At 35.4% G+C, this 4799-nt stretch carries 5 protein-coding genes and 1 pseudogene; 1 reads left to right on the top strand and 5 read right to left on the bottom strand.

Annotated features, from left to right (window positions below):
- Window positions 1-171 precede the first annotated feature (171 nt).
- Entirely contained in the window at window positions 172-891 is a 720-nt protein-coding gene (locus tag AB1414_15745) for a M23 family metallopeptidase (protein MEW6608872.1), read from the top strand.
- Window positions 892-974: 83 nt separating this feature from the next.
- Here the strand turns inward: AB1414_15745 and AB1414_15740 are convergent, their stop codons facing one another.
- The 5 genes and pseudogenes from AB1414_15740 to AB1414_15720 form a co-directional block, all read right to left on the bottom strand.
- Window positions 975-2291 (bottom strand): UDP-glucose/GDP-mannose dehydrogenase family protein, encoded by a 1317-nt coding sequence (locus AB1414_15740; GenBank protein MEW6608871.1) that lies wholly within the window; start codon window positions 2289-2291, stop codon window positions 975-977.
- A 10-nt stretch (window positions 2292-2301) separates the two neighbouring features.
- Window positions 2302-2364, bottom strand: coding sequence for a hypothetical protein (locus tag AB1414_15735; GenBank protein ID MEW6608870.1), 63 nt, complete (start codon window positions 2362-2364; stop codon window positions 2302-2304).
- A gap of 7 nt (window positions 2365-2371) precedes the next feature.
- A pseudogene (locus AB1414_15730) lies at window positions 2372-2503 on the bottom strand (alpha/beta hydrolase).
- Entirely contained in the window at window positions 2496-3506 is a 1011-nt protein-coding gene (queA, locus tag AB1414_15725) for a tRNA preQ1(34) S-adenosylmethionine ribosyltransferase-isomerase QueA (protein MEW6608869.1), read from the bottom strand. The pseudogene AB1414_15730 and the gene queA overlap by 8 nt, the downstream one beginning before the upstream one ends.
- Before the next feature lie 28 nt (window positions 3507-3534).
- Complete coding sequence (locus AB1414_15720; protein ID MEW6608868.1) at window positions 3535-4491, bottom strand: polysaccharide biosynthesis/export family protein; 957 nt, start codon at window positions 4489-4491, stop codon at window positions 3535-3537.
- Between the last annotated feature and the right edge of the window lie 308 nt (window positions 4492-4799).

Raw genomic sequence — 4799 nt, 5'->3', positions numbered from 1 at the left:
TATATCTGAAGAAGTGAGTAGGATGCTTATAGGTTTAATCAAATCAATTAAGAGTAAAATAGTATGAAGTATTTTCCCCCTTTCCTACTTCCTACTTCCTACTTGCTTGGTATGCTGAATAGTTACGTGAAAAGATACTTACTTTAAGGAAATCATCAAGGAGAGATAAAAATGATTAGAAAAGGTATATTAATTAATCTTTTAAGTATAGTCTTTCTTATAGGTTGCGTGCATACACCTTTTTATTATTGGAGTTTAGAGGCACAAAAAGGTGTATATCATAAAATGGAAAAAGGACAAACACTCTGGCGGATTGCAAAAACCTATGGTGTTTCTGTTGAAGAACTTATTAGAATAAATAGGATTGGAGATATAACCAATATCCGAATAGGACAACAAATATTTATTCCTGGAGCATCCGAGGTGTTAAAAGTAGATATGTCTAAACCAATACCTCCTCCAGTAGATACCGTTATTGTCCAGGTAAGTGCTCCTCCAGAAGGACCAAGAAATCAAATCGCATCTTCTTTTATCTGGCCTTTAGAAGGTAAAATCATCTCTGGTTTTGGTCCCAGGGGGAATTCAATGCATAATGGCATTGATATTAAAGCTGATTTAGGAACTCCAATCAGAGCCGCCGCAGATGGGGTAGTAACTTATAGCCAGAGCACATATCGAGGTTATGGCAATGCTATCATCATTACCCATGAGGATGATTGGACAACCGTATATGCCCATAATTCTGTAAATTTAGTCAAGGAAGGTCAGAAGGTTAGACAAGGTGAGATAATCGGTAAAGTGGGACAGACCGGAAATGCCTCCACCCCTCATCTTCATTTTGAAGTCTGGAAAGGATTCATTGCTCAAGACCCGTGTATTTACTTGCCGTAAATGTTTAAATTCATTGTTGGTTCAGATGAAATTGGAAATTAGAAATTGGGCTTTTACTTCCTTCCCTAATTTCTAATTTTCAACTACCAACATATCCCGTCATATTTACCAACATTAACCTCAGTTTTATCAAACACTCTGACTAAATCAATTATTATCTTATCTGCGGTCATCTTATGTAGTATCTGTTTAAATTCTTCTGCCTTGTTACCTATGACCAGAACATCAGAGTCTTCTATAACCTTTTCCATAGAATCACACATAAGTAAGGCGATATGGGGAATAGTTTCCTCAATATACTTTTTATTCGCCCCAAAGAGCCTCGCAATATGAACATTTCTATCGTATATCTTAATTACATAACCTTTTCCAATTAATGCCTCGATTAATGTTACCATTGGACTTTCTCGTAAATCATCAGTTCCTGCCTTAAAACTGAATCCAAATATCCCTATTTTTTTCTTGCCCGAGTTCAATATTTTCTTGATAGTTAGGTTAATCTGGTATTCATTACTTTTTTGAATAGCATCTAATATCGGTAAGGTCAGGTCTAATTTTTTCCCTTCATAAAGTAATGCCCGCAGGTCTTTGGGCAGACAAGAACCACCATAAGCAAAGCCTGGTTTTAAATAATAAGGCGAAAGATTTAATTTTGTATCCAGACAAAATATATCCATAACCTGATGGCTATCAATACCTTTCTGTTTACAAATATTTCCAATCTCGTTTGCAAAACAGACTTTTAAGGCATGGAATGTGTTATTAACATATTTAACCATCTCTGCGACCTCTATGGATGTTCTAACAACAGGGCTATCAATATCTTTATATATCTCAACCACCGCATCACCACTTTGTTTATTTAACTCTCCAATAAGTATTTTCGGTGGGTGATAATAATCATATATTGAACTTCCTTCCCGTAAGAATTCAGGGTTTATGCATATTCCAAAATCTCTGCCTGCTTTCTTCACGGAAGTTTTTTCTAATGTGGGTATAACAACTGATTTTATTGTTCCTGGTAACATCGTGCTTCGGACAACGACAATATGAAATGAATCTTTTTGAGCTAACGATTCACCAATATCTATACAAACCCTATTGATATATCTCAGGTCAAGACTACCATTTTCATTGCCTGGCGTTCCCACGCAAATTAAAGAAATCTCAGAATTAAATATGCCTTCTTTTGAAGAAATAGTTGCCTTTAATTTATTTGAACTTACTACCTCTTTAAGTATTTCATCTAAGCCCTTTTCGATAATAGGGCTTTTACCCGCATTTATCATCTCGACCTTATCGATATTGGTATCTACGCCAATAACCTGATGTCCTTCTTTGGCAAGACATGCCGCAGAAACACAACCTACATAACCAAGACCAAATACACTAATCTGCATTTTACCCTCCTTAAATTTGGTAACTGGTAACTGGTAACTGGTAATTGGTAACTGGTAATTGGTAACTGGTAATTGGTAACTGGTAACTGGTAACTGGTAATTGGTAACTGGTAATTGGTAACTGGTAACTGGTAACTGGTAATTGGTAACTGGTAATTGGTAACTGGTAATTGGTAACTGGTGAATGGTAATCCGTTCCCACCCTTATACAATCAACATTGCATCGCCGTAGCTATAAAATCTATACCCCCCATTGATAGCGTGGGTATATGCAGACAGAATCTTTTCCCTGCCAGTAAAGGCACTTACTAAAATCAGAAGCGTCGTCTTTGGCAAATGGAAATTAGTAATGAGCATATCTGTTAGTTTAAATTCAAACCCCGGGTAAATAAATAATCCTGTCCACCCGGAACAAGGGATTATTTTAGATTCTGGATTTTTCCCTGCTGTTTCTAATGCCCGTACCGTAGTCGTTCCAACCACTATTCTTTTTCCATTAGTTTGATTAATTGTTTCAGCCGACTCAGGACTAATCTCGTAATATTCCTCCTCCATGTGATGTTCGATGACATCTTCCTTTCTAATCGGACTAAATGTGCCTATGCCCACATGCAAGGTAATGAACGCAAATTTTACCCCTTTATCGGATATTTTTTTAAGTAATTCTTTAGTAAAATGGAGACCAGCCGTAGGTGCCGCCACTGCACCAGGATATTTGGCATAGATAGCTTGATATCGCTCAATATCCGACGGAACGGCTTCTCTTTTAATATAAGGCGGTAATGGGGTTTTCCCTATCTTCTCAACGATTTCAAAAAAGTCTCCTTCATATTCAAATTTAATATATCCCCGATTACCCTTTTTTTCTATTAATTCACCGCTTAGATTGTCTCCAAATGGTAACTTTGCTCCGACATTTACCTTTTTAGAATGTTTAATTAACACCTCCCATACCTGTCCCTCGGAGTTTCTATGGAGTAGAATTTCTACCGGTTTTCTCGCTGTTGTAAATAATCTTGCAGGAAAAACCTTTGTATTATTTAGTATCAGGGTATCATCTTTACTTAAATACTCAATTATATCTTTAAAAACCCTATCTTCAATTTTGTCAGTTTTACGGTTTAAAACTAATAGTTTGGATTCATCACGGCAGGGTAAAGGATGTTGAGCAATTAATTCTTTAGGTAAATTATAATCAAAATCACTTACTTTCATACTAATTTCTATTTTCCAATTTCATTCGTTAGAATAAACTCGCCGGGACGATAATTATATCCTCCGGGCAAATGCCAATATTTTTTTGTAACTTGCCTTTTTTTATGATTTCAGTCACATCTATTTTAATCCTATCATATTTTACATCTTTTTTGCGCAAAACAGTAATCTTACGCAAATCTGCAAACGGTGTAAAACCACCGGCTAATGCAATTGCTTTAAGTAGCGTAATTTCTTCATTAACTGAAAACACGCCGGGTTTTACTACTTCACCAATGATAGAGAATTTCTTACTATTAATTTGGACCACGGCAACTGTGACCGTAGGATTGACAAGATAATCTTTTTTACTCAAATCATTGGCAATCTTTTTACTTAATTCAGTTGGAGTCATTCCTATAACATCTATATTTCCGACTATCGGAAAATAAATCTTACCATCTGGAGTAACAGTTACTGCCTTCCTTAAATCCGGATCTTCTGAAACAAATATCTCTAAGATGTCAGACGCACCTATCGTATAAACATTCTCTATCTTCTCAACTTTTAAATCTTCTTTTCCCGATGGGATTCTGGAGATATTAGCAGGAATCTTTGAAGGAATATCTATCTTATCCTCTACTTCTTTATTGGCATAGATTAATATATATTTTAATTGGTAGTTACCATCTTTAATCTCTTTTAAAGGAATATAAAATTTAAAATTTTTTCTTTGGTTAGGTTTTAAAAGCCCGGAGGTTTTCACCTTTTCCCAGATTAATTTATTATCCGGGTCTATGAGGCTAACTTGAAAGATGAAAGAGGGAATATCATTAACACCGATATTCGATATTTTAAAAGATAGCCGTGTATAAGAAGTCAACGAATCTGGCAAAACAGGTGTAATCTCCACTAAAGATTCAGCGTGAGTTATTTCCCCTGATGCTATTTCCTGACGATGGATACTCAAAATAATAAGTAAGACTACAATTAAAAATTTATTCATCCTGATGGAAATTATAACACAAGAAAAAGAAAATGTCAATGAATTTTCGTAACCGTCAGGTGGTAATTTACCGCAGAGACACAGAGACGCAGAGAAAAAATTAAAATCTATTCACCAGAGACAGAAATTTCCTTTTTTGTGCATTTCGGGACTTTCCTTGTTTGATAATCTTTTAATACGGACTTTCGACTAACTGTTTTTTAAGCCTTTTTAAACACCGAAAAACACGAAAAAAAAGATATTTTCCTCTCTGTTTCTCTGCGTCTCTGCGGTAAAGGATTACCTGAATGGTTACAAAAATTGAAATT

The organism is bacterium (assembly GCA_040755795.1).
Lineage (GTDB): Bacteria > UBA9089 > CG2-30-40-21 > CG2-30-40-21 > SBAY01 > JBFLXS01.
Note: the sequence above shows the minus strand (reverse complement) of the source record. Positions and strands in the feature narration are given on the sequence as shown.

Excerpts from the sequence above, each read along its gene's own strand:
- AB1414_15745 (MEW6608872.1), top strand. The coding sequence starts at position 172 with ATGATTAGAAAAGGTATATTAATTAATCTTTTAAGTATAGTCTTTCTT.
- AB1414_15740 (MEW6608871.1), bottom strand. The coding sequence starts at position 2,291 with ATGCAGATTAGTGTATTTGGTCTTGGTTATGTAGGTTGTGTTTCTGCG.
- queA (MEW6608869.1), bottom strand. The coding sequence starts at position 3,506 with ATGAAAGTAAGTGATTTTGATTATAATTTACCTAAAGAATTAATTGCT.
- AB1414_15720 (MEW6608868.1), bottom strand. The coding sequence starts at position 4,491 with ATGAATAAATTTTTAATTGTAGTCTTACTTATTATTTTGAGTATCCAT.